The following is a 20631-nucleotide window of genomic DNA, read 5'->3' as shown; positions in this document are numbered from 1 at the left end:
CATAAGATGCCGAGTAACGGACAGATCAATCAGCGGCAGCTCACAGGCGAACGGCAGATACCGGCCTTGTCCGGCCTGCCGCGCCCGCTGTATGCCCGTGCCGAAAGTCTCAGCGCCGGTTCCTGGACGCCGCCCCATCGCCACGACTGGGTGCAGTTTTCCTACGCGATCAGCGGGGTTCTGGGTGTGCATACCGCCGAGGGCAGTTTCTTTGCGCCGCCGCAGTGGGGCGTCTGGGTGCCTGCCGGGCTCGAGCATGAGGTGGTGACCTCGATGCGCGCCGAAATGCGCAGCCTGTACATTCGCACGGCAGATTCGGGGTGGGCACCGCAGCGCTGCAGGGTACTGGAAGTCACGCCACTGGCCCGCGAGCTGATCAAGAGCTTCTGCCTGTTGCCCGTGGATTATCCCGAGCAGGACAGCCATGAGGCGCGGCTGGTGCAGGTGCTGCTGGATCAACTGGCGCAACTGCCCGAAGTGGGTTTTTCACTGCCGTTGCCACGTCATCCGCGTTTGCTGGGGCTGTGCAATGAGTTGATCGAAGAGCCGGGGCGCTTGATCACCCTGCACGACTGGGCCGCCCGCCTCGGGACCTCCGAGAAGACCCTGATGCGCCTGTTTCAGCGCGAAACCGGATTGAGCTTTCGTGGCTGGCGGCAGCGGGCACGGCTGCTGTCTTCGCTGTCTGCACTGGAAGAGGGCGCCAGTGTGACGCGGACCGCGCTGGCCTGCGGTTATGACTCGACGTCAGCGTTCATCGCAGCCTTCAAGGGTTTGTTCGGCCATACCCCCGGTGACTTGTTCAAGTAAGGCGTGGATGCCTTGTGCACTAACGAGTGCATCTAACGCTGTTTTTTCTGCTTTTACATGTTTTGTCCCGGAATATCTTTCACCGGCTGTACGGCACGAAAGGTGCTTTAAACCGGGGGATTGCGTGGTTTTTTCTTAAAAAACCTTTCAATCCACAGGGGGTTACCCCTACTCGCTGGCGGAGGATTGCCGTATAACGGCAACAATCGCGTATCTGGCAACAAAGGACCCACAATAAAAGCTGATGAAAACTCCTAAACGCATTGAACCCCTGATCGAAGACGGTCTGGTCGACGAGGTGCTGCGCCCGCTCATGAGTGGTAAAGAGGCAGCTGTTTATGTGGTGCGTTGCGGCAATGAGCTGCGGTGTGCCAAGGTTTACAAGGAGGCTAACAAACGCAGTTTCCGTCAGGCGGCCGAGTATCAGGAAGGTCGCAAGGTACGCAACAGCCGTCAGGCCCGCGCCATGGCCAAGGGCTCGAAGTTCGGGCGCAAGGAAACCGAAGACGCTTGGCAGAATGCCGAAGTGGCTGCGCTGTTTCGTCTGGCCGGCGCAGGTGTCCGGGTGCCCAAGCCGTACGACTTCCTGGAAGGCGTGCTGCTCATGGAACTGGTAGCTGACGAGTATGGCGATGCAGCGCCGCGTCTGAACGACGTCGTGCTGGAGCCGGATCAGGCGCGCGAGTATCACGCATTCCTGATCGAGCAGATCGTGCTGATGCTGTGTGCCGGTCTGGTGCACGGTGACCTGTCCGAGTTCAACGTGCTGCTGGCGCCGTCCGGCCCTGTCATCATCGACTTGCCGCAAGCGGTCGATGCCGCGGGCAATAACCACGCGTTCAGCATGCTGGAGCGCGACGTCGGCAACATGGCGCTGTACTTCGGCCGCTTCGCGCCGGAGCTCAGAAAGACCAAATACGCCAAGGAGATGTGGTCGTACTACGAGGCAGGCACCTTGTCGCCCGCCACGGTGCTGACCGGTGAATTCGATGAGCCTGAGGACGAAGCCGATGTGGGCGGCGTACTGCGCGAAATCGAAGCCGCCCGCCTCGACGAAGCCCGCCGCCAGGCAGCCCGTGCGGCAGACGATGCGCCACCGAGCAAATCCACCGAAGAGCCANAAGACGATGTATCAGGCGCACTGTTTTCGAAGGCTGTACCGGCCCTTTCGCGAGCAAGCTCGCTCCCACAGGGAGTGCGTGTGGCAGGCGCTCCGCCGATTGAATGCAGTAAGCCCCTTGTTGAGCGAGCTTGCTCGCGAAGACGATGTATCAGGCGCGCTGTTTTCGAAGGCTGTACCGGCCCTTTCGCGAGCAAGCTCGCTCCCACAGTGAGTGCGTGTGGCAGGCGCTCCGCCGATTGCATGCAGTAAGCCCCTTGTGGGAGCGAGCTTGCTCGCGAAGACGATGTATCAGGCGCGCTGTTTTCGGAGCCTGTACCGGCCCTTTCGCGAGCAAGCTCGCTCCCACAGGAAGTGCGTGTGGCAGGCGCTCCGCCGATTGCATGCAGTAAGCCCCTTGTGGGAGCGAGCTTGCTCGCGAAGACGATGTATCAGGCGCACTGTTTTCGAAGGCTGTACCGGCCCTTTCGCTAGCAAGCTCGCTCCCACGGGAGTGCGTGCAGGCGCATCCATCGAGTGGATGCAGTGAGACCCTTGTGGAAGTGGCTAGCAACACCCGCCCGATGCCAGGTCCTTGAGGATCGGGCAGTCGGGGCGGTCGTCGCCGTGGCAGTGTTCCACCAGTTCCTGAAGCGTGTCGCGCAGGCTCGCCAGTTCGTCGATTTTGCGGTTCAGCTCGGCGATGTGCTGGCGGGCCAGTGCCTTGACGTCGGCGCTGGCTCGCTGGCGGTCCTGCCAGAGAGTCAGCAGTTTGCCGACCTCTTCCAGCGAAAACCCCAGGTCCCTTGAGCGCTTGATGAACGCCAGCGTGTGCAGATCGTCCGCGCTGTACAGGCGATAGCCGCTGTCGCTGCGATGGGCCGCTTGCAGCAAACCGATGGACTCGTAATAGCGGATCATCTTCGCGCTCAAGCCACTGCTTTTCGCCGCCTGACCGATATTCATGGTGCGTCCTCCAGGTCGCGGGGTTTCCAGGTTTTCAGCAGCAGCGCATTGCTCACTACGCTGACGCTCGACAGCGCCATGGCCGCGCCCGCCAATACCGGATTGAGATAGCCCAGTGCCGCGAGGGGAATGCCGATCAGGTTGTAGACGAACGCCCAGAACAGGTTCTGGCGGATTTTCGCGTAGGTCCTCCGGCTGATGTCCAGAGCCGCCGGAACCAGTCGCGGGTCGCCGCGCATCAGGGTGATGCCCGCTGCATGCATGGCGACATCGGTCCCGCCGCCCATCGCGATACCGACATCCGCCGCTGCCAGCGCCGGAGCATCGTTGATGCCGTCACCGACCATCGCCACCACATGCAGGCTTTTCAGTTGAGAGACGGTGGCCGCCTTGTCGGCAGGCAATACTTCGGCATGCACATCGTGTATGCCCAATGCCCTGGCAACCACCTGAGCACTGCCCCGGTTATCGCCGGTCAGCAGATGGCTGCTGATGCCGCGCGCATTCAACGCTTTGATTGCCTGATCGGTTCCGGGCTTGAGCGTGTCACCGAAGGCGAACATACCGATCACTTTCGGCTCCGGAGCCTGCTCGATCAGCCAGGACAGCGTGCGCCCCTCGGCTTCCCAGATGCGCGCGGACTCGGCCAGATCGCCCATCGGCAGGCCGCTGTCCTCCAGCAAGCGTCGATTGCCCAGCGCCAGTTCACGGCCCTCAACGGTGCCGGCGATGCCCCGACCGCTCAGGACGCGGCTGTTTTGCGCGGCATCAGGCTTGAGTTGCCATTCATGACAGACATCCAGCACCGCTCTGGCCAAGGGGTGTTCACTGCCGCGTTGCAGCGCGCCCGCCAGTTGCAGAAGGTGTTCTTCATTGCCCAGCACCGCGCTCATGTTGGTGATACGCGGCGTGCCCGAAGTCAGCGTGCCGGTCTTGTCGAACACCACGGCATCGACCTCGTGAGCCCGTTCCAGTGCCTCGGCGTCCTTGATCAGAATGCCGTAACGCGCTGCCACACCGGTCCCGGCCATGATCGCTGTCGGCGTCGCCAGGCCCAGGGAGCAAGGGCAGGCGATCACCAGTACGGCGACGGCATTGATCAGCGCGACTTCCAGCGAGGCACCGACCAGCAGCCAGCCGGCCAGTGTGAACAAGGCAATCACCAGCACGGTGGGCACGAACACCTGGCTGACTTTATCCACCAGCTTCTGGATCGGGGCCTTGCCTGCCTGAGCGTCTTCGACCAGACGAATGATGCGCGCCAGCACCGTTTCCGCGCCCAGCGCGGTGGTCCTGATCAACAATTGGCCTTCGCCATTGATTGCCCCGCCGGTGACGTTGTCGCCCGGTTGCTTGACCACCGGCAGGCTTTCACCGGTGATCAGCGCTTCGTCGGCATGGCTGCGGCCTTCGACCACTTCGCCGTCCACCGGAAAGCGTTCGCCGGGTTTGACCAGCACCCGATCATCGAGCTGCAGCGCGCTGATCGCGACGTCCTGTTCGAGGCCGTCGACCACCCGCAGGGCGCGCTCCGGGCGCAGCGCTTCAAGGGCGCGGATGGCACTGGCGGTCTGGCGCTTGGCGCGGCTTTCCAGGTATTTGCCCAACAGTACCAGCGCGATAACCACCGCCGATGCTTCGAAATACAAGTGCGGCGTCGTTCCGGGCGCAGCGTACAGCCATTGATAGACGCTCAGGCCGTAGCCGGCGCTGGTACCGATCGCGACCAGCAGGTCCATATTGCCGGCACCTGCGCGCACGGCTTTCCAGGCGGCCACGTAAAAACGTGCGCCAAGGATGAACTGCACCGGCGTCGCCAGCGCAAATTGCACCCACGCAGGCAGCATCCAGTGCACGCCCAGCGGTGTCAGCAGCATCGGCAGGATCAAAGGTAGCGCCAGCACGATGGCCAGCAGCAAGGCCCAGCGCTCGTGGTGCAGGTGACGGGCTTTCTGGTCGGCTTCGGCGTGACGATCCTGGTTCAGCGTGGCGCTATAACCGGCACGGCTGACGGCGTCGATCAGGGTTTGCGGATCGGTGTGCGCTGCGGTGTCTACATGGGCACGTTCATTGGCCAGGTTAACCGTCACGCTGTTGACCCCCGGCACTTTGGCCAGGGCACGCTCGACCCGACCTGCGCAACTGGCGCAGGTCATGCCGCTGATCGGCAGGTCGAAGGTGGTGGTGTCTTGCATGTGAATCACTCCCTGAGGCTGGCTACCTGCAAGGATCAACCTTGCCATACGGGCAAGGTCAAGCGCGAATCAATAGTTGAGGTCGGCTTTCTTGAGGTACATCCCGTTCAGGTCGGCGGCGATACGGTACTTGAGAATATCCCCCGCACGCAGCTGGATCTTGGTGCTGCGCGGCGCTTCCATGCCGGGCTCACACCCCACGACATTGCCGCGCAGGGTGCTCAATCGCACCGACACTTCACCGGCAGGCAGGTTGAAGGACACCGAGTCTTCCTGATACAGCCTGCCGGCCAGACGGTCCTGTACGTAGATGCCGATCTCGCAGGAAGTCGCGACTTCCAGGCGCTCTCGAGAAATGATCAGGATGCCGTAGTCCTGAGCCGCCTGAGTGGCAGGTGTGATAGCCAGGAAACCGAGAATGCTGAAGAGGCTGACTGCTGACCAGCGCATCGCTGATACTCCTGATGTAAATGTGGCTGACGATAGAGGTGTCGATAACCCAGCTTGGCTCACGATTACGCCGAATGCCAGCCCGGCAGCAATGGCAGAAACTTGACCTTGCCATGATGACAAGGTTGAAGATGCTCGCTGTTCATCACTGAAGGAGTGACATCATGCAGTTATTCAACGTTCAAGGCATGACCTGCGGGCATTGTGTTCGCGCGGTGACCGAGGCCATCAAACATGACGACCCGAGTGCCGATGTTCAGGTCGAACTGGCCAGCAAGCAGGTCAAGGTGCAAAGCAGCCTGTCGCCCGAGCGGATTGTCAGTTTGATCAGCGAAGAGGGTTATCAGGCACAGCCGGCATGACCCTGCCCCGGGAGATCGATGCGGTCTCCCGGTCTGTAAACATTGAAAAGTTTTGAATTAATTCCCCCGTTCGTCGTTCTCTGCAAGGTAAGCCGGGTAAACTAGCCCGTTGCTCTGCATCTGTGAATGGACACCCGATGAATCTACGAACGATCCTTATCCTTGGCTCATTGAGCGCCTTCGGCCCTCTGGCCATCGACTTCTATCTTCCTGGCTTTCCGGCCATGGCCTCGTATTTCGGGACCGATGAAAAACACGTACAACTGACCCTGGCGGCCTACTTTCTGGGACTTTCCCTGGGGCAACTGGCCTATGGCCCGGTGGCTGACCGGTTCGGTCGGCGCATTCCGCTGCTGGTCGGTGTAACCCTGTTCATGCTTGCCTCGGTCGCCTGCGCCTTTGCGCCGAGTCTTGAATGGCTGATTGCCGCGCGCTTCGTGCAGGCGTTGGGCGGCTGTGCCGGGATGGTCTTGTCACGCGCCATCGTCAGCGACAAGTGCAACGCCGTCGAGTCGGCCAAGGTCTTCTCGCAACTGATGCTGGTCATGGGCCTGGCACCGATTCTGGCCCCGATGCTGGGTGGTGTGCTGGTCAGTACCTTTGGCTGGCAATCGATCTTCGTCAGCCTTGCCCTGTTCAGCGGTGCCTGCCTGGCGGCGGTTGCGCTGGGGTTGCCGGAAAGCATGCCGGCCACCACGCCGCGTCAGCCATTGAGCGGCGCGCTGGGCCAGTACCTCAATCTGTTCAAGGACGGTGTGTTCATCGGTCACGCGCTGACCGGCGGCATCGCCATGGCCGGGATGTTCGCCTACGTCGCAGGCTCGCCGTTTGTGTTCATCAAACTGTATGGCGTGCCTGCCGAGCACTACGGCTGGCTGTTCGGGATGAATGCGGCGGGCTTCATTCTGGTGGCGCAGATCAACGCGCGTATCTTGCGCAAGACCGGCCCGGCGTTTTTGCTGTCGCGCACGGTCTGGATTTATCTGGCTGCCGGGCTGGTGTTGCTGGCGATCAGCGGGCTGCGCACCGAGGCGCTGTGGCCACTGCTGGTGCCGCTGTTCATCTGCGTGGCAAGCCTGGGCTGCATCATCCCCAATGCGTCGGCCTGCGCCATGAATGGCCAATGGGCGCGCGCGGGCAGTGCCTCGGCGTTGCTGGGTTGTCTGCAATTCAGCGTTGCCGCCGTCGCTGCCAGTCTGGTGGGCGTGCTGCATGACGGCACGGCCACACCGATGGCGCTGGTCATCAGCCTGTGCGGCGTGCTGACCGTGGGCCTCTCGGTGCTGACGCGACGTGCGCAGGCCCGGCGCGACGCATCGCTCCAGACCGCCTGATCGCCAAAGCGGTGGTGTCAGTCGCGCCGGGCGTGACTGACACCCTCGACTTCAGACGGCTCAGAAACCTTCCAGTACGACCTTGCCCTTGGCCTTGCCGCTTTCCAGCAGGGCATGAGCGCGGCGCAGATTTTCGGCATTGATGGTGCCGAAGTGCTCGCCAAAGGTGGTTTTCAGCGTCCCGGCGTCGATCAGCTCGGCAACCCGGTTGAGCAGGTTGTGCTGCTCGATCATGTCCTCTGTTTCGAACATCGACCGCGTGTACATGAATTCCCAGTGCAGCGACAGGCTCTTGCGCTTGAGCTTCGACACGTCCAGCGACTTGGGATCGTCGATCAGCGCCAGTTTGCCTTGTGGCTTGAGCGCTTCGACGAGCTGATCCAGATGCTGTTCGGTCTGGGTCAGGCTGGCGACATGAGTCACGTGGTTCAGGCCGACGCGTTTGAGTTCTTCGCTCAGCGGCTTGCTGTGATCCAGCACATGGTGCGCGCCCAGTTCGCTGACCCAGCTTTCGGTCTCGGGCCGCGAGGCGGTGCCGATGACCTTCAGCGATGTCAGTTTGCGCGCCAGTTGGGTGAGGATCGAACCCACGCCACCGGCGGCGCCGACGATCAGCAGGCTGTGTGCGCCTTCACCTTTTTGCTGCGGGATCTGCAATCTCTCGAACAGCAGTTCCCAGGCGGTGATGGCTGTCAACGGCAGCGCTGCGGCATGGGCGAAGCTCAGGGTCTTCGGCATGTGGCCGACGATGCGTTCGTCCACCACGTGCAGCTCGCTGTTGGCACCTGGCCGGGTCAGGGAACCGGCATAGAACACTTTGTCACCCGGTTTGAACAGTGTGACCTGGCTGCCGACGGCTTTCACCACACCCGCCACGTCCCAGCCGAGCACCTTGCCTGCACCGTCTTCAGGCTGGACGTTCTGGCGGATCTTGGTGTCCACCGGGTTTACAGAGATGGCCTTGACCTCGACCAGCAAATCGCGATCGCCAGCCACCGGCTCGGGCAGCTCGATATCCTGCAATGATTTCACGTCGCTGATGGGCAGGGACTGGTAGTACGCAATGGCTTTCATGTCAGGGCCTCTCCAAAGAAAAAAGTGATGAAGAGATCATTGGCTATTTCCAGTAAAGATAAAACCCGCTAAAACGGCAGGCTCTTTCAATTTTATTTTGATAATACGAGGGCATGATGCTGCGTTTTGATGACTTGCAGTTATTCGTACGTGCGGCGGATCTGGGCAGCCTTTCTGCCGCAGCGCGGGTCATGGACATGTCTGCGGCGGTTGCCAGCGCGGCGCTCAAGCGTATTGAACGGCAGTTGGGGACGCGCTTGCTGGCCCGTTCGACGCGCAGCCTGCGCCTGACCGCCGAAGGTGAGGGGTTTCTGGAATACGCCCGCGCTGCACTGGGCAGCCTCGAGGAGGGGCGGCGCTTGCTGGCCAGCAGCCAGGACCGTTGCGAGGGCGTGCTGCAACTCTCGGCGCCGTCGGACCTGGGGCGCAACGTGCTGTTGCCGTGGCTCGACGAATTTCAACAGCAGCATCCGCAACTGACCGTGCGTCTGCTGCTGGGTGATCGTATTGCCGATCTGTTCCGCCAGCCTGTCGACGTGGCGCTGCGCTACGGCGAGCCGGAAGATTCCAGCCTGGTCGCACTGCCAGTGTTGCCTGACAACCGCCGGGTATTGTGTGCGGCGCCGAGTTACCTGCAGCGTCATGGCGAGCCGCATCAGGTCGAGCAACTGGCGCAGCATAACTGCTTGCTGTTCATGCTCGGCGATCGCGTTCATGACCGTTGGACGCTGAACGACGGCAAGCGCGAAATCAGTCTGACGGTCAGCGGCAACCGGTTCAGCGACGATGCCGACGTCGTGCGCCGCTGGGCGGTTGCAGGTGAAGGTGTGGCGTACAAATCCTGGCTGGACGTGGCCGCAGATGTGCGGGCCGGGCACCTGAAAGTGTTGATGCCTGACCTGGTCGGGGAGCGGGCGCCGTTGAACCTGTTGTGCGCGCATCGGGCGCAACTCAGTAAGCCTGTCATTCTGTTACTGGAAATGCTCAGGTCACGGTGTAAGCAACATGCTGTAGGTCTGTCGTCCGCAAACTTGTTTTAATCGCCGCGTCCCGGTAGGAAATAGCCTTCGGAAGTGTCGGAAAATATAATTTTCAAAGGCATTTCAATAACGCGAAGTTTCACTGCCGGGACGAAGTTGAAACTGACTGTTGTTGAGTGGATTTGGCATTTTTGTCATAGCCATTACGCTTGTCTTTTTAATCCCCTTTTGAAGTGTCGCTGCAAACCCCTTGTATAGAGGGGTTGCGGCGTAGTCGCGGGTACAACTTGGTGTTGAAGGAGTGCGCCACAGTTGGGCTATTTTTTGCGTCGTGGTGTGCCCGCAGTGTGTAGGAGGCGCTTTTCACCCAGCGGGCGCGCGGGGCATAGAGTTTATACTTGTCATTACATATAAGAGCCACGTTGAACTCTACCGAGGCGTGATTGCTTTCACCCAGTCATCACCATAGATGAATGTTTCAACAGGGAGTGAACACATGGAATACGGACCTTGCATCAGCCAGATCGCAACCTTGCTGGCCGACCCCAAGCGCAGCGCAATGATCTGGGCACTGATGGATGGTACTGCTCGCCCTGCCGACGAATTGGCAATCCTGGCGGGACTCTCGACTTCTTCTGCTGGCGCTCATCTGGCGCGGCTGACCAGCGGTGGTCTGTTGAAACAGGAGGTTCGCGGCCGCAAGCGTTTCTTTCGCCTCGCTGCGCCGGAAGTGGGGGCCGCGGTCGAGGCGCTGGCCTGTGCCTCGCTGGCCAGTACTGAACAGATCAATCGTCGCTTTGCCCAGCCTCGGCCGCCCTTGCCGCTGCGCCGTGCAAGAATCTGCTCCGATCATCTGGGTGGCGAAATGGCTGCCGAGCTTTATCAGCGCCTGCTGGAAGCCGGCTGGATAGAACAGCAGGAGAAGCGCGTCGAGGTCACCAGCAAGGGGGTGGCCAGATTTGCCGAACGCGGCATCTACATACCCGCACTGGCGCAACGCAAGCGTGAAACGGTGTGTGTCTGTCCGAAGTGGAACGATCGCAATCCGCATCTTGGCGGCGCGCTGGGGGCGGGGTTGTTGCAGCTGTTCATTCAGATGGGCTGGCTGCGCACCACTGAAGAGTCCAGCACCTTGCAGGTCTCATCCAGTGGGCAGCGGGAAATCAGCAAGATCGCAGCGGCGGCCTGACTGGAGCGGTGGGTGTTGCTCGCTCCACCAACATCGTGCCACCGCTCCGCGTAGGCATGCAGTTCCGGACGCTCCGCGTCCTCTTGCGACGCAGAGCGTCGCGAAAGGCATTGCCACGCGGAGCGTGAGGAACGATGGGGGTAGCCGCTCAATCACTCTCTAGGGCTTGACCAGTCGTGCATCCAGGCTGTTTTGCGCCAGGCGTTTGGCCTGATCTTCGGTCATGCCCAGGTGGGTGTACAGCGCGTGGAAGTTCTCGGTCACGTAGCCACCGAAGTAGGCCGGGTCGTCCGAATTGACGGTGACCTTCACGCCGCGCTCGAGCATGTCGAGGATGTTGTGCTGGGCCATGTCGTCGAACACGCAAAGCTTGGTGTTGGACAGCGGGCAGACGGTCAGCGGGATCTGTTCGTCGATGATGCGCTGCATCAGCCGCTCGTCTTCGATGGCGCGCACACCGTGGTCGATGCGCTGGATCTTCAGCAGGTCCAGTGCTTCCCAGATGTATTCCGGCGGACCTTCTTCTCCGGCGTGGGCCACGGTCAGGAAGCCCTCGTTGCGCGCGCGATCGAACACACGCTGGAACTTGCTTGGCGGGTGACCCATTTCCGAGCTGTCGAGGCCTACGGCGACGAACGCATCACGGAACGGCAGCGCCTGATCGAGGGTTTTTTCGGCCTCTTCCTGGGACAGGTGGCGCAGGAAGCTCAGGATCAGGCCGCTGTCGACGCCCAGCTTCGACTTGCCGTCTTTCAGCGCACCGGTAATCCCGGCCAGTACCACTTCGAACGGGATGCCACGGTCTGTGTGGGTTTGCGGATCGAAGAACGGTTCGGTGTGAATAACGTTCTGTGCCTTGCAGCGCAGCAGGTAGGCCCAGGTCAGGTCGTAGAAGTCCTGCTCGGTGCGCAATACGTCTGCGCCCCGGTAATACAGGTCGAGGAATTCCTGCAGGTTGTTGAAGGCATATGCCTTGCGCAGGGTTTCGACGTCATCCCACGGCAGGGCAATCCTGTTGCGCTCGGCCAGGGCGAACAGCAACTCGGGTTCCAGCGAGCCTTCGAGGTGCAAGTGCAGTTCTGCCTTGGGCAGGGCGTTCAACCAGTCGTACATATTCTTTTCTCATCAGGTGCAGATCCCGGGCATTCTACAGATGCACGTCGCTGCGCAGGGTAAAACCTGACCGAACGTTCAACTTGCCTCCTGTTCGCGGCGATAAGCGTAGGTATCCGCGAAGCGCGACAGCAGAAATTCGGCGCAGGTGGTCACCGGATAGCGGGCCGGATGATCGTCGCTCTGGCAACCGGGCAGGCATTCGATGCGCGTGTCGGGGTGCGGTTCGGCAAAGAACGGCATGGAGTAGCGATCAACCCCGAGCGGGCTGATGACCCGGTGCGGCGTGGACAGATAACGATCGTTGCTCCAGCGCGCCATCATGTCGCCCAGATTGACCACGAAGGTACCGTCAATCGGTGGCGCGTCGATCCATTCGCCACGCACATCACGCACCTGCAAGCCGCCCGCCGTGTCCTGATACAGCAGGGTGATGCAGCCGTAATCGGTATGCGCGCCTGCGCCTTGTTGCTCGGCTGAGGTCGCCGTACCACGCGGCGGGTAATGAATCATGCGCAGTACGCTGACCGGGTCCTTGAAGCGCTGATCGAAGAAATCGCGCTCGATGCCCAGTGCCAGGGTCATGGCGCGCAGCAGGGTTTGCGCCAGCGCCTGCATGTCCAGATAGTGTTGCTCCATCAGGGTTTCCCAGCCGGGAATGTCCGGATGCCGGTTTGGCCCACGCAGCGGTTTACCCGCCAGCACGTCGGGATGACGGGCATCCAGGTGCAGGCCCATGTCGAAGGTTTCCTTGAGGTCGCTCGGCAGGCTGGGGTCCAGTTGTTCGGTGGCGATGGCGCCGTAGCCGCGATGGTGCGTGCTTTGGGTGATGTCGATCAGGAGCTTTTCAGCTGCCGGCCGGGCGAAGAAGTCCTTTGCCGCCGATTGCACCTGTTCGATGCGTTGCGCGCTGATTGGGTGGCCCTTGATGTAAAAGAAGCCCCACGCCCGACAGGCACTGTCGATTTGCCGGGCGACATCCTGCCAGGCCTGAGTTTCCGTGCCGTAGAGCGGGGCGATGTCGATGACGGGAAGCTGGTCCATTAACCGGTCCTGAAAGGGAAGTGTCGATGATCGTGCCTGGCGCGGCAGGCACGATGGTCAGGCAGCTGACGGGCTGATTACTTCGGCAGCTCGGCCTTGATGCCTTCGACGTAGTAGTTCATCGACGCCAGCTCGGCGTTGGTCGCGACCACGCCGTCAGCAATTTTCACAGTGCCGTTCTGGTCCTTGATCGGGCCGGTGAACGGGTGGAATTCGCCGCTTTCGATGCTGGCGATGATCTTCTGCGCCTCGGCCTTCACGTCAGCAGGCACCACGTCGCTGATCGGCAATTCGACCGTTCCTTCCTTCAGGCCGCCCCAGTAATCCTGTGGTTTCCAGGTGCCCGCGATGGCGCCTTCGGCCGCCTGGATATAGTGCGGGCCCCAGTTGTTGACGATGGAGGTCAGCACTGCTTTTGGTCCGAAGTGAGCCATGTCCGAGGCATAACCGACGGCATACACGCCACGACGCTCGGCGGTCTGGATCGGCGCAGGACTATCAGTGTGCTGGAATACCACGTCCACGCCCTGATCGATCAACGCGTTGGCCGCATCGGCTTCCTTGCCCGGATCGAACCAGGAGTTGACCCACACCACCTTGATCTCGGTGCCCGGGTTGTATTTGTTCAGCGCCAGCTGGATGGCGTCGATGTCGCGCAGTACTTCAGGAATCGGGAACGAGGCGACATAACCGATCTTCTTGGTCTTGGTCATCTTCGCGGCGATGTAACCGCTCACGTAGCGACCTTCATAGGTGCGGGCCAGGTAAGTGCCCATGTTCTTGTCCTGCTTGTAGCCGGTCGCGTGCTCGAACTTCACCTTGGGGAACTGCTTGGCGACTTTCAGGGTGGGGTTCATGTAACCGAACGAGGTACTGAAGATCAGGTCGTAACCGCCCTTGGCCATGTTGCGGATGACCCGCTCGGCGTCTGCACCTTCCGGCACGTTTTCCACGTAGCTGCTGGTGACCTTGTCACCCAGCGCCTTGACCATCGCCTGGCGGCCCTGCTCGTGCTGATAGGTCCAGCCGTGGTCGCCGATGGGGCCGATGTAGACGAAGCCGACTTTCAGCGGATCGGCTGCCGAGGCGAGCAGGCTGGAGCCGATGCCGACAACGGCGGCGACGGCGCACAGCAGTTTTTTCAGGGGACGACGTGGATTGGTCAGGTGCATCGGGCCTAGCTCCTTGCGGTCTTGTTGGAGTGCATACCCGAGCAATGCAAATAACTGACCAACAGGACAACTTACGATGCTGGCTTGCTTCCCTGCGCAGCGCGCCTATTGTTGTACATAGGTTTCGATGAGCCTGGAATATGTGACTTTCAGGTTTCTGCCCGCAGGGCGTGGGAGCGACCGGGGCCTTCCGCCAGAATCTAAAACAGACTTGTGTGTAACGCGTAGTGCAGCGCGAAGGTGCAGGCGCTGTGGGCTGCGCCGCTAACTGGTGCAGCGCGTGCTGCGCTCGACGATGCACATCGGTGTGCCTGCCACGGGTTCGCGCATGATCTGCACTTGCACATCGAACACCTGGCAGACCAGCTCGGCCGTCAGCACATCGCCCGGTACGCCGCAGGTCACCAGACGCCCGGCCTGCATGACCGCCAGATGGTCTGCGTAGCGGCAGGCCTGATTGATGTCATGCAGCACGGTAATCACCGTCTTGCCTTCGGCGCTGAGTTCACGCATCAGGTCCAGCAGTTCGACCTGATGGCTGATGTCCAGATAGGTGGTCGGCTCGTCGAGCAGGACGATGGCCGCGTCCTGCGCAAGGATCATCGCCAGCCAGGCGCGTTGTCGTTGCCCGCCGGACAGATCGGCCAGCGGGCGCTCGGCCAGTGTGTCCAGCTCCATGCGCTGCAAGGCCTGATCGACACTGTGCTGATCGGCGCCACTCAGACGTCCCCACAGGCTGTTGTGCGGACTGCGGCCGTACGCCACCAGCTGGCGTACGCTGACGCCTTCCGGAATCGGCAGTACTTGCGGCAGAAAAGCCACCTTGCGCGCCAGCTCGTTGGCCGACAGCTTGCCGTAGGCGGTGCCATCCAGGCTGAGACTGCCCGCTTGCGGGGTGAGAATTCGGGCGAAGGCCTTGAGCAGAGTGGATTTGCCGCAACCATTGGGGCCGATCAGCGCAGTGACCTGCGCAGGCGGCGGGCTGAACGACAGGTCTTGCACGATGCGCGTCGCGCCGTAGCCGATGTCGAGTTGCTGCGCCTTCAGAATAGTCATGGGATCAACCTTTGAATCGGGCCAGCAGCCAGAGGAAATACGGAGCGCCGATCACCGCCGTGAGAATCCCGGCCGGAACTTCGCTGGGGGCGATCAGCGTGCGGCCTAGCGTATCGGCCAGCACCAGCAATAACGCACCCAGCACCATCGAGGCGGGCAGCAGGTACTGATGATGACCGCCGACCAGACGGCGGGCCATGTGTGGTGCGACCAGGCCGACGAAGCTCACCGGGCCGATAATGCCCACCCCCAGGCTGGTCAACAGCACGGCACTGCCCATCGCCAGCCAGCGCGTACGCGTGAGGCCGGTGCCCAGGCTCTGCGCGGCCTCATCGCCAAGGCCGATCAGGTTCAGCGGTTTGGCCATCAGCAGGCTGAGCGGGATCAGCAGCAGAAGCGGCAAAGCCAGCAAAACGTGGTGCCAGTTGCGGCTCCACAGGCTGCCGGTCAGCGCCAGCAGGGCGGTGTTGATATCCAGCGGGTTGGACAGGATCAGGAACTCGGTGATGCTCGACAACGTCACTGCAATCGCGACCCCGGACAACGCGAAACGCACGCCGGAAAACTGCACGCCGGTGTTGTACAACGCCAGCAGCAGCGCTCCCGCCGCACCGCCCAGACACGCCACAAACGGCAGCGCCGACACCGGTAACTGCGGCAGGCCGATAATCGCGATGGTCAGCGCCAGCCCGGCTCCCTGAGTGACGCCGAGGATTTCCGGCGAGGCCAGCGGGTTGCGAATCACGCCTTGCACGATGGCGCCAGCCAGGCCGAACGCGCAGCCGGTCATGATCGCGATCAGGCCGCGTGGCAGGCGGTGATTCCAGACCTCGAAGTCCTTGCTGTCGTGGGCGATCAGGTGATCGAGTACGGCACCGGGTGTCAGCCACACGGTGCCAGCGCTGAGGCTCAGCAGCAGAGCGAGTGCCAGCAACGCCACCAACAGCAACAGTCTTGCGCGCGGGTGGTTCATAGCGCACGCCTCGCCAGAAACAGAAAGAACGGCGCGCCGATCAATGCCGTCACCACCCCGGCCGGTGTTTCCACCGGGAAGGCCACGGCGCGGCTGATCAGGTCCGAGGCCAGCACGATGGCCGCGCCCAGGCCGGCGCTGATCGGGATCAGCCAGCGGTAGTCATTGCCCAGCCATTGGCGAGCGATGTTCGGCGCGATCAGGCCGACAAAGCCGATCGGCCCGACTGCGCAGACACTGGCACCGACCAGCAGCAGGCTGACCACGAATACCAGCAGGCGCAACGCGCCGATACGCACTCCCAGCGAACGCGCGGCGTCTTCGCCGAGGTTGATCAGGTTAAGGCGTGGCGCACAGGCCACCGCCAGCACCACGCCGATCAGCGTGCACGGCCAGAGCAATTGCAATTGTGCGGCACCGACATTGGCCAGCGACCCAGCCAGCCAGTTGAGGACACTTTGCGCCTGCGCCTCGACGAGAATTACCGTGAGGCGGGTCAATGCGGCGCACAGGGCGGCTACCGCGACACCTGCCAGCACCAGTCGGCCTTGAGCCGTGGCGGGTGACCAGGCACCGCCAAGACTGAATACGGTGATCCACGCCAGCGCACCGCCAAGGCAGGTCATCAGCAGTGCGCCACCGGGGAAGGGCAGGGCGACCAGACCGGTGGAAAACAGCGCGAGCCCCAATGCGGCGCCTGCGGTAACGCCAAACAATGAAGGAGACGCCAGACGGTTGCGGGTGATGCCCTGCATCAACGCGCCGGCCACGCCCAGGCAGGCACCGACCAATGCCGCGCACAAGGCACGTGGCACGCGCAGTTGCGCGACGATGTAAGCGATATTGCCGCCCTCGCGGCCCTGTGTGATCAGTCCGTTCCAGGCATCCACCTGGCGAATGCTGAACGACGACAGGGCAAACAGCGACACCCAGAACAATCCCAGGCAGGCCGCGATGATCACGCCCGCCATCAGCCAGCGGCGCATTTACGGGTTCAGCACGGCCTTGCCGCCCTTGAGCACGGCAAGCGCATCGTCGGCGATCTGCTCGGAGGCCATGATCCCGCGATTGCGCGCCCAGCTGTCGCCATCCACTTCGGCCACCTGCTTGTTACGCACCGCGCCCAGTACCTGCCACAGCGGCTGCTTGCTCCAGCTGTCGACGATGCTCGGACGGCGGTAATGACCGACCAGCAACCAGCCCGGGTCCAGGGCCAGCAGTTGCTCCAGGCTGACGAATTCGGTTGGCGCGGCGTTTTTGCGTACTTCCGGGACCTTCAGACCAATCGCCTGCAACACGCTGCCGGCGTAAGAGTGTGGGCCATGCACAGAGAAGCTGTCTTCGCGGGCGACGCCGAACAGCACGTTGCTGTTGGCCGGAATCTGCTCGGCGACGGTCTTCAGGTGCTGGCGGTTTTCCGCGATGCGCGCCTGCATCTGTGGCCCTTTGCCCAGCGCGACGCCGATCAGCTCGGCAGACTTCAGGCTGCCCTGATAATCCTCACCGCGTGACGGCAGCATCAGCGTCGGCGCCAGGCTGGCCAGGTCGTTGTACAGCGCCTGATGGCGACCGAGGTCAGCGATGATCAGGTCCGGCTTGAGCCGCGCGATCACTTCTATATTGGGTTGCGAACGCAGACCTACAGACTGCCATTCGCCGACGGCCTTGCGCACCTTGGGCAGCACGCGGTTGGCATCGCCATCGTCCGCCGCGCCAACGGGTGTCACGCCGACCGAGGCCAGCCCGTCGAGAAACGAAAACTCCAGCACCACCACGCGCTTGGGGGTATCAGGCAGGTGGACTTTGTGTTGGCCGTCATCGATGTCGATAGGCGCGGCCTGGGCGACGCTCGCGATCAGGGTCAGCAGGCCGCAAGCCAGCAGATGCGGAAGTCGAAAAGCACGCATGGCAAAGGTCCTTTCTAACAAAGCGGAATCATGAAAAACAGGCGCGCCCTGAAGGCCGCGAAGAAAACGGCGGGCACTATGGTTGAAAACGGCGGGCACTATTTCACATCGCGGCGACGGGATCAAAAGTCATTTACGCGTGAGTGCCGTTCTCATTCGGGCTATTTTATGAAACCTTTTGTCACACACGCTACTCTGACAGCCTTCACTGTTGGCCACCTTCACGTACATCCGCGGCGATGTCGCAAGGTTTGGGGAATAAAAATGGGCGCATTGCTCAAGCAAGAAAAGTTTCTGTTGCTGGCAATCATTGCCATGTTCGTCGCTTATCCACTGGAGCATGTGCTGGTAGGCAATGGTCAGGTGGTTGCGCTGGTGTCGGGGCTGGCGCTGGTCGCTTTCATCATCTGCGCCTCGATGCGCGTTGCGCATCACGCCGAGATGCTCGCGGAAAAGGTCGGCGATCCTTACGGCACGATGATCCTCACGCTCTCGGCGGTAACGGTCGAAGTGGTGATCCTGGCGATCATGATGAGCAACGAGCCGTCGCCGACGCTGGTGCGCGATACGATTTATTCGGCGGTGATGCTCGACATCAACGGCATCCTCGGTCTTGCGGCGCTGATGGGCGGTATCAAGCACGGCGAGCAGTCGTACAACGACGATTCGGCGCGCACCTACAGCGTGATGATCCTCACCGCGATGGGTGTGTCGATGGTCGTACCCGAGTTCATTCCCAAGGGTGACTGGAAGATCTATTCGGCGTTTACCATTGGCGCGATGATCCTCCTCTACACCCTGTTCCTGCGCATGCAGGTCGGGCCGCACAGTTACTTTTTCAGCTACAGCTACCCGGAAAAGAAGAAGCGTCAGAGCCAGGGCTCCAATCCGGCTGAAGAGCATGCGGAACCGGTCAATCTGACCCGCTCAATTGCCACGCTGGTTGTCGGCGTGGTGGTGATCGGTGCGCTGGCTGAAGTGATGTCGAAGACGGTTGACCTGGGCCTGGAAGGCACCGGTGCACCGCCGGTGATGACCGCTATCCTGGTAGCCGCCATCTCCGCCGCGCCGGAGATCCTCACAGCCCTGCGTGCTGCGCTGGCCAACCGCATGCAGTCGGTGGTCAACATCGCCCTAGGTGCATCGCTGTCGACCGTGATCCTGACCGTTCCGGTGATGGAAGCCATGGCGCTATACAGCGGCCAGCCTTTCCAGATGGCCATGACCCCGGTGCAGACCGTGATGATCTTCATCACCCTGCTGGTGTCCGCCATCAACCTCAACGACGGCGAAACCAACGCCATCGAAGGCATGACCCACTTCGTGCTGTTCGCGACGTTCATCATGCTGTCGTGTCTGGGGCTGTAGCGCTTATTGCCTATCGCTCATACGCTCTGCGTCGCAAGAGGACGCAGAGCGTCCTGAACGGCATGCTGACGCGGAGCGTCGCACGATAGTCGAGAGTATCGCTCCGCATGCTCAACCCTGAATCAATTCCCGCGCGGCCTGGCGGTGATCGGCAATCAGTTGCTTGATGTCCAGGCCTTCGACCTGGCCGTCGATCACTCGCCATTGCCCTGCAATCATCACCCGGTCGGCACGGTCAGCGCCGCACAGCAGCAGCGCTGACAGCGGATCATGGCTGCCGGAAAAGCGCAGTTCGTCCAGCTTGAACAACGCCAGATCAGCCTGTTTGCCCACCGCCAGTTCGCCGAGATCAGTGCGTCCCAGCAACTGCGCCGAGCCCTTGGTGGCCCAGCCCAGCACCAGATGCGGGGTGATTTTTTCGGCGCCGTAGCGCAGGCGTTGCAGGTAAAGCGCCTGGCGGGTTTCGAGGATCATGTTCGATGCGTCGTTGGACGCCGAGCCATCGACCCCAAGCCCCACCGGCGCGCCAGCAGCGAGCAGATCCAGGGTTGGGCAGATGCCGGAGGCCAGGCGCATGTTCGAGCTCGGGCAGTGGCAGACACCGGTACCTGCTGCGCCAAGACGGGCGATTTCGTCGGGGTTGAAGTGGATGCCATGGGCCAGCCAGGTACGCGGACCCAGCCAGCCGACGCTGTCCAGATAATCCACGGTACGCAGGCCGAAGCGTTGCAGGCAGAAGTCTTCTTCGTCGAGGGTTTCAGCCAGGTGGGTGTGCAGGCGCACGTCGAGTTTTTCGGCCATGGCCGCGCTCTCGGCCATGATCTGCGGCGTGACCGAAAACGGTGAGCAGGGCGCCAGGGCGATCTGGATCTGTGCGCCGTCGCCACGCTGATGGTAGGTCTCGATCAAGCGCTGGCTGTCGGCCAGAATCACCTCGCCCTGCTGCACGGTTTGCTGCGGCGGCAAGCCTCCATCCGCTTCGCCCAGGCTCATCGAACCGCGCGTCAGCATCGCGCGCATGCCCAGCTCCCGGACGCTCTGCACCTGAACATCGATAGCCTGTTCCAGCCCGTCGGGAAACAGATAGTGATGGTCGGCAGCGGTCGTGCACCCGGACAGCAACAACTCGGCCAGCGCCACCTTGCTGGCGACCGCGAGCTTCTCCGGCGTCAGGCGCGCCCATACCGGGTACAGGGTTTTCAGCCACGGGAACAACGGCTGATTGACCACCGGTGCCCAGGCCCGCGTGAGGGTTTGATAGAAGTGATGGTGCGTGTTGATCAACCCCGGCAGCAATACATGCTCACGGGCATCGAACGTTTGATTGCAGGGCTTTGACGGGAGCTGCCCGGCGGCCAGCACTTCAGTGATGACGCCGCCTTCGATCACCAGACCGCCACGGGCGTCCAGGTCATTGGCAGTGAACACGGCAAGGGGATTTTTCAACCAGATACGGATCGCAGGCATGGGCCGGCTCCTCTGAAAGACAGGTTCAGGTTAGCCAGCTCAGTGATGCCCTGTCTGCTGATCCAGGGTTGC

The 20631-nt window shown here is 61.8% G+C and carries 18 protein-coding genes and 1 pseudogene; 7 read left to right on the top strand and 12 right to left on the bottom strand.

The annotated features are described in order from the left end of the window. The first annotated feature begins 6 nt into the window (after positions 1 to 6). A complete protein-coding gene (locus KBY08_RS10940; RefSeq protein WP_011266540.1) occupies positions 7 to 810 on the top strand; it encodes an AraC family transcriptional regulator in 804 nt (267 codons plus the stop codon). Between the two features lie 244 nt (positions 811 to 1054). Next, positions 1055 to 1930, top strand: a pseudogene (locus KBY08_RS10935) (PA4780 family RIO1-like protein kinase); the annotation flags it as partial. A 546-nt stretch (positions 1931 to 2476) separates the two neighbouring features. Here the strand turns inward: KBY08_RS10935 and cueR are convergent. The 3 genes from cueR to KBY08_RS10920 form a co-directional block, all read right to left on the bottom strand. Next, complete coding sequence (gene cueR, locus KBY08_RS10930; protein WP_024641796.1) at positions 2477 to 2875, bottom strand: Cu(I)-responsive transcriptional regulator; 399 nt, start codon at positions 2873 to 2875, stop codon at positions 2477 to 2479. Next, on the bottom strand, positions 2872 to 5070 hold the full coding sequence (locus KBY08_RS10925) for a heavy metal translocating P-type ATPase (protein ID WP_024659953.1): 2199 nt from the start codon (positions 5068 to 5070) through the stop codon (positions 2872 to 2874). The genes cueR and KBY08_RS10925 overlap by 4 nt, the downstream gene beginning before the upstream one ends. 69 nt (positions 5071 to 5139) lie before the next feature. Continuing rightward, positions 5140 to 5520 (bottom strand): hypothetical protein, encoded by a 381-nt coding sequence (locus KBY08_RS10920; RefSeq protein ID WP_003318651.1) that lies wholly within the window; start codon positions 5518 to 5520, stop codon positions 5140 to 5142. A 164-nt stretch (positions 5521 to 5684) separates the two neighbouring features. On the opposite strand from KBY08_RS10920, the gene KBY08_RS10915 reads away from it, so the two are divergent. Both KBY08_RS10915 and KBY08_RS10910 read left to right on the top strand, forming a co-directional pair. Next, on the top strand, positions 5685 to 5882 hold the full coding sequence (locus KBY08_RS10915; protein ID WP_003366461.1) for a heavy-metal-associated domain-containing protein: 198 nt from the start codon (positions 5685 to 5687) through the stop codon (positions 5880 to 5882). Positions 5883 to 6019: 137 nt separating this feature from the next. After that, a complete protein-coding gene (locus KBY08_RS10910; RefSeq protein ID WP_011266545.1) occupies positions 6020 to 7216 on the top strand; it encodes a multidrug effflux MFS transporter in 1197 nt (398 codons plus the stop codon). Positions 7217 to 7276: 60 nt separating this feature from the next. On the opposite strand, the gene KBY08_RS10905 is transcribed toward KBY08_RS10910, so the two are convergent. Then, positions 7277 to 8290: a zinc-binding alcohol dehydrogenase family protein gene (locus KBY08_RS10905; protein WP_003431856.1), complete on the bottom strand. Its 1014-nt coding sequence runs from the start codon at positions 8288 to 8290 to the stop codon at positions 7277 to 7279. 116 nt (positions 8291 to 8406) lie between these two features. Between KBY08_RS10905 and KBY08_RS10900 the strand changes: the two genes are divergently transcribed. Together KBY08_RS10900 and KBY08_RS10895 are read left to right on the top strand one after the other, a co-directional pair. Then, the gene (locus KBY08_RS10900) at positions 8407 to 9330 is read left to right on the top strand and encodes a LysR family transcriptional regulator (protein WP_004407991.1); all 924 of its coding nucleotides are present in this window, start codon (positions 8407 to 8409) and stop codon (positions 9328 to 9330) included. A 436-nt stretch (positions 9331 to 9766) separates the two neighbouring features. Beyond that, a complete protein-coding gene (locus KBY08_RS10895; protein ID WP_004407992.1) occupies positions 9767 to 10459 on the top strand; it encodes an ArsR/SmtB family transcription factor in 693 nt (230 codons plus the stop codon). A gap of 159 nt (positions 10460 to 10618) precedes the next feature. Here the strand turns inward: KBY08_RS10895 and KBY08_RS10890 are convergent, their stop codons facing one another. The 7 genes from KBY08_RS10890 to KBY08_RS10860 all read right to left on the bottom strand — a co-directional run bounded on the left by KBY08_RS10890 (position 10619) and on the right by KBY08_RS10860 (position 17724). After that, a complete protein-coding gene (locus KBY08_RS10890; protein WP_024641771.1) occupies positions 10619 to 11572 on the bottom strand; it encodes an adenosine deaminase in 954 nt (317 codons plus the stop codon). 78 nt (positions 11573 to 11650) lie between these two features. After that, positions 11651 to 12616 (bottom strand): 2-oxoglutarate and iron-dependent oxygenase domain-containing protein, encoded by a 966-nt coding sequence (locus KBY08_RS10885; protein WP_024659916.1) that lies wholly within the window; start codon positions 12614 to 12616, stop codon positions 11651 to 11653. A 77-nt stretch (positions 12617 to 12693) separates the two neighbouring features. Further along, positions 12694 to 13788 (bottom strand): BMP family ABC transporter substrate-binding protein, encoded by a 1095-nt coding sequence (locus KBY08_RS10880; protein ID WP_004407996.1) that lies wholly within the window; start codon positions 13786 to 13788, stop codon positions 12694 to 12696. 264 nt (positions 13789 to 14052) lie between these two features. Beyond that, a complete protein-coding gene (gene fecE, locus KBY08_RS10875; protein WP_024659917.1) occupies positions 14053 to 14844 on the bottom strand; it encodes a Fe(3+) dicitrate ABC transporter ATP-binding protein FecE in 792 nt (263 codons plus the stop codon). A 4-nt stretch (positions 14845 to 14848) separates the two neighbouring features. Then, on the bottom strand, positions 14849 to 15817 hold the full coding sequence (locus KBY08_RS10870; protein WP_024659918.1) for an iron chelate uptake ABC transporter family permease subunit: 969 nt from the start codon (positions 15815 to 15817) through the stop codon (positions 14849 to 14851). After that, entirely contained in the window at positions 15814 to 16803 is a 990-nt protein-coding gene (gene fecC, locus KBY08_RS10865; protein ID WP_003393413.1) for an iron-dicitrate ABC transporter permease FecC, read from the bottom strand. The genes KBY08_RS10870 and fecC overlap by 4 nt, the downstream gene beginning before the upstream one ends. Beyond that, entirely contained in the window at positions 16804 to 17724 is a 921-nt protein-coding gene (locus tag KBY08_RS10860) for a Fe(3+) dicitrate ABC transporter substrate-binding protein FecB (protein WP_011266552.1), read from the bottom strand. 264 nt (positions 17725 to 17988) lie between these two features. Between KBY08_RS10860 and KBY08_RS10855 the strand changes: the two genes are divergently transcribed. Further along, positions 17989 to 19092: a calcium:proton antiporter gene (locus tag KBY08_RS10855; RefSeq protein WP_004408004.1), complete on the top strand. Its 1104-nt coding sequence runs from the start codon at positions 17989 to 17991 to the stop codon at positions 19090 to 19092. A gap of 111 nt (positions 19093 to 19203) precedes the next feature. Here KBY08_RS10855 and KBY08_RS10850 read toward each other — a convergent pair whose 3' ends face one another. Continuing rightward, the gene (locus KBY08_RS10850; RefSeq protein WP_024642390.1) at positions 19204 to 20559 is read right to left on the bottom strand and encodes an 8-oxoguanine deaminase; all 1356 of its coding nucleotides are present in this window, start codon (positions 20557 to 20559) and stop codon (positions 19204 to 19206) included. Between the last annotated feature and the right edge of the window lie 72 nt (positions 20560 to 20631).

Origin of the sequence: Pseudomonas sp. P135, assembly GCF_020312125.1 — a bacterium.
Lineage (GTDB): Bacteria > Pseudomonadota > Gammaproteobacteria > Pseudomonadales > Pseudomonadaceae > Aquipseudomonas > Aquipseudomonas fragariae.
The sequence above is the reverse complement of the archived record's forward strand: the minus strand, read 5'-3'. Positions and strand labels throughout refer to the sequence as shown.

Coding starts and splice junctions, on each gene's coding strand:
- KBY08_RS10940 (WP_011266540.1), top strand. CDS start 7: ATGCCGAGTAACGGACAGATCAATCAGCGGCAGCTCACAGGCGAACGG.
- cueR (WP_024641796.1), bottom strand. CDS start 2,875: ATGAATATCGGTCAGGCGGCGAAAAGCAGTGGCTTGAGCGCGAAGATG.
- KBY08_RS10925 (WP_024659953.1), bottom strand. CDS start 5,070: ATGCAAGACACCACCACCTTCGACCTGCCGATCAGCGGCATGACCTGC.
- KBY08_RS10920 (WP_003318651.1), bottom strand. CDS start 5,520: ATGCGCTGGTCAGCAGTCAGCCTCTTCAGCATTCTCGGTTTCCTGGCT.
- KBY08_RS10915 (WP_003366461.1), top strand. CDS start 5,685: ATGCAGTTATTCAACGTTCAAGGCATGACCTGCGGGCATTGTGTTCGC.
- KBY08_RS10910 (WP_011266545.1), top strand. CDS start 6,020: ATGAATCTACGAACGATCCTTATCCTTGGCTCATTGAGCGCCTTCGGC.
- KBY08_RS10905 (WP_003431856.1), bottom strand. CDS start 8,290: ATGAAAGCCATTGCGTACTACCAGTCCCTGCCCATCAGCGACGTGAAA.
- KBY08_RS10900 (WP_004407991.1), top strand. CDS start 8,407: ATGCTGCGTTTTGATGACTTGCAGTTATTCGTACGTGCGGCGGATCTG.
- KBY08_RS10895 (WP_004407992.1), top strand. CDS start 9,767: ATGGAATACGGACCTTGCATCAGCCAGATCGCAACCTTGCTGGCCGAC.
- KBY08_RS10890 (WP_024641771.1), bottom strand. CDS start 11,572: ATGTACGACTGGTTGAACGCCCTGCCCAAGGCAGAACTGCACTTGCAC.
- KBY08_RS10885 (WP_024659916.1), bottom strand. CDS start 12,616: ATGGACCAGCTTCCCGTCATCGACATCGCCCCGCTCTACGGCACGGAA.
- KBY08_RS10880 (WP_004407996.1), bottom strand. CDS start 13,788: ATGCACCTGACCAATCCACGTCGTCCCCTGAAAAAACTGCTGTGCGCC.
- fecE (WP_024659917.1), bottom strand. CDS start 14,844: ATGACTATTCTGAAGGCGCAGCAACTCGACATCGGCTACGGCGCGACG.
- KBY08_RS10870 (WP_024659918.1), bottom strand. CDS start 15,817: ATGAACCACCCGCGCGCAAGACTGTTGCTGTTGGTGGCGTTGCTGGCA.
- fecC (WP_003393413.1), bottom strand. CDS start 16,803: ATGCGCCGCTGGCTGATGGCGGGCGTGATCATCGCGGCCTGCCTGGGA.
- KBY08_RS10860 (WP_011266552.1), bottom strand. CDS start 17,724: ATGCGTGCTTTTCGACTTCCGCATCTGCTGGCTTGCGGCCTGCTGACC.
- KBY08_RS10855 (WP_004408004.1), top strand. CDS start 17,989: ATGGGCGCATTGCTCAAGCAAGAAAAGTTTCTGTTGCTGGCAATCATT.
- KBY08_RS10850 (WP_024642390.1), bottom strand. CDS start 20,559: ATGCCTGCGATCCGTATCTGGTTGAAAAATCCCCTTGCCGTGTTCACT.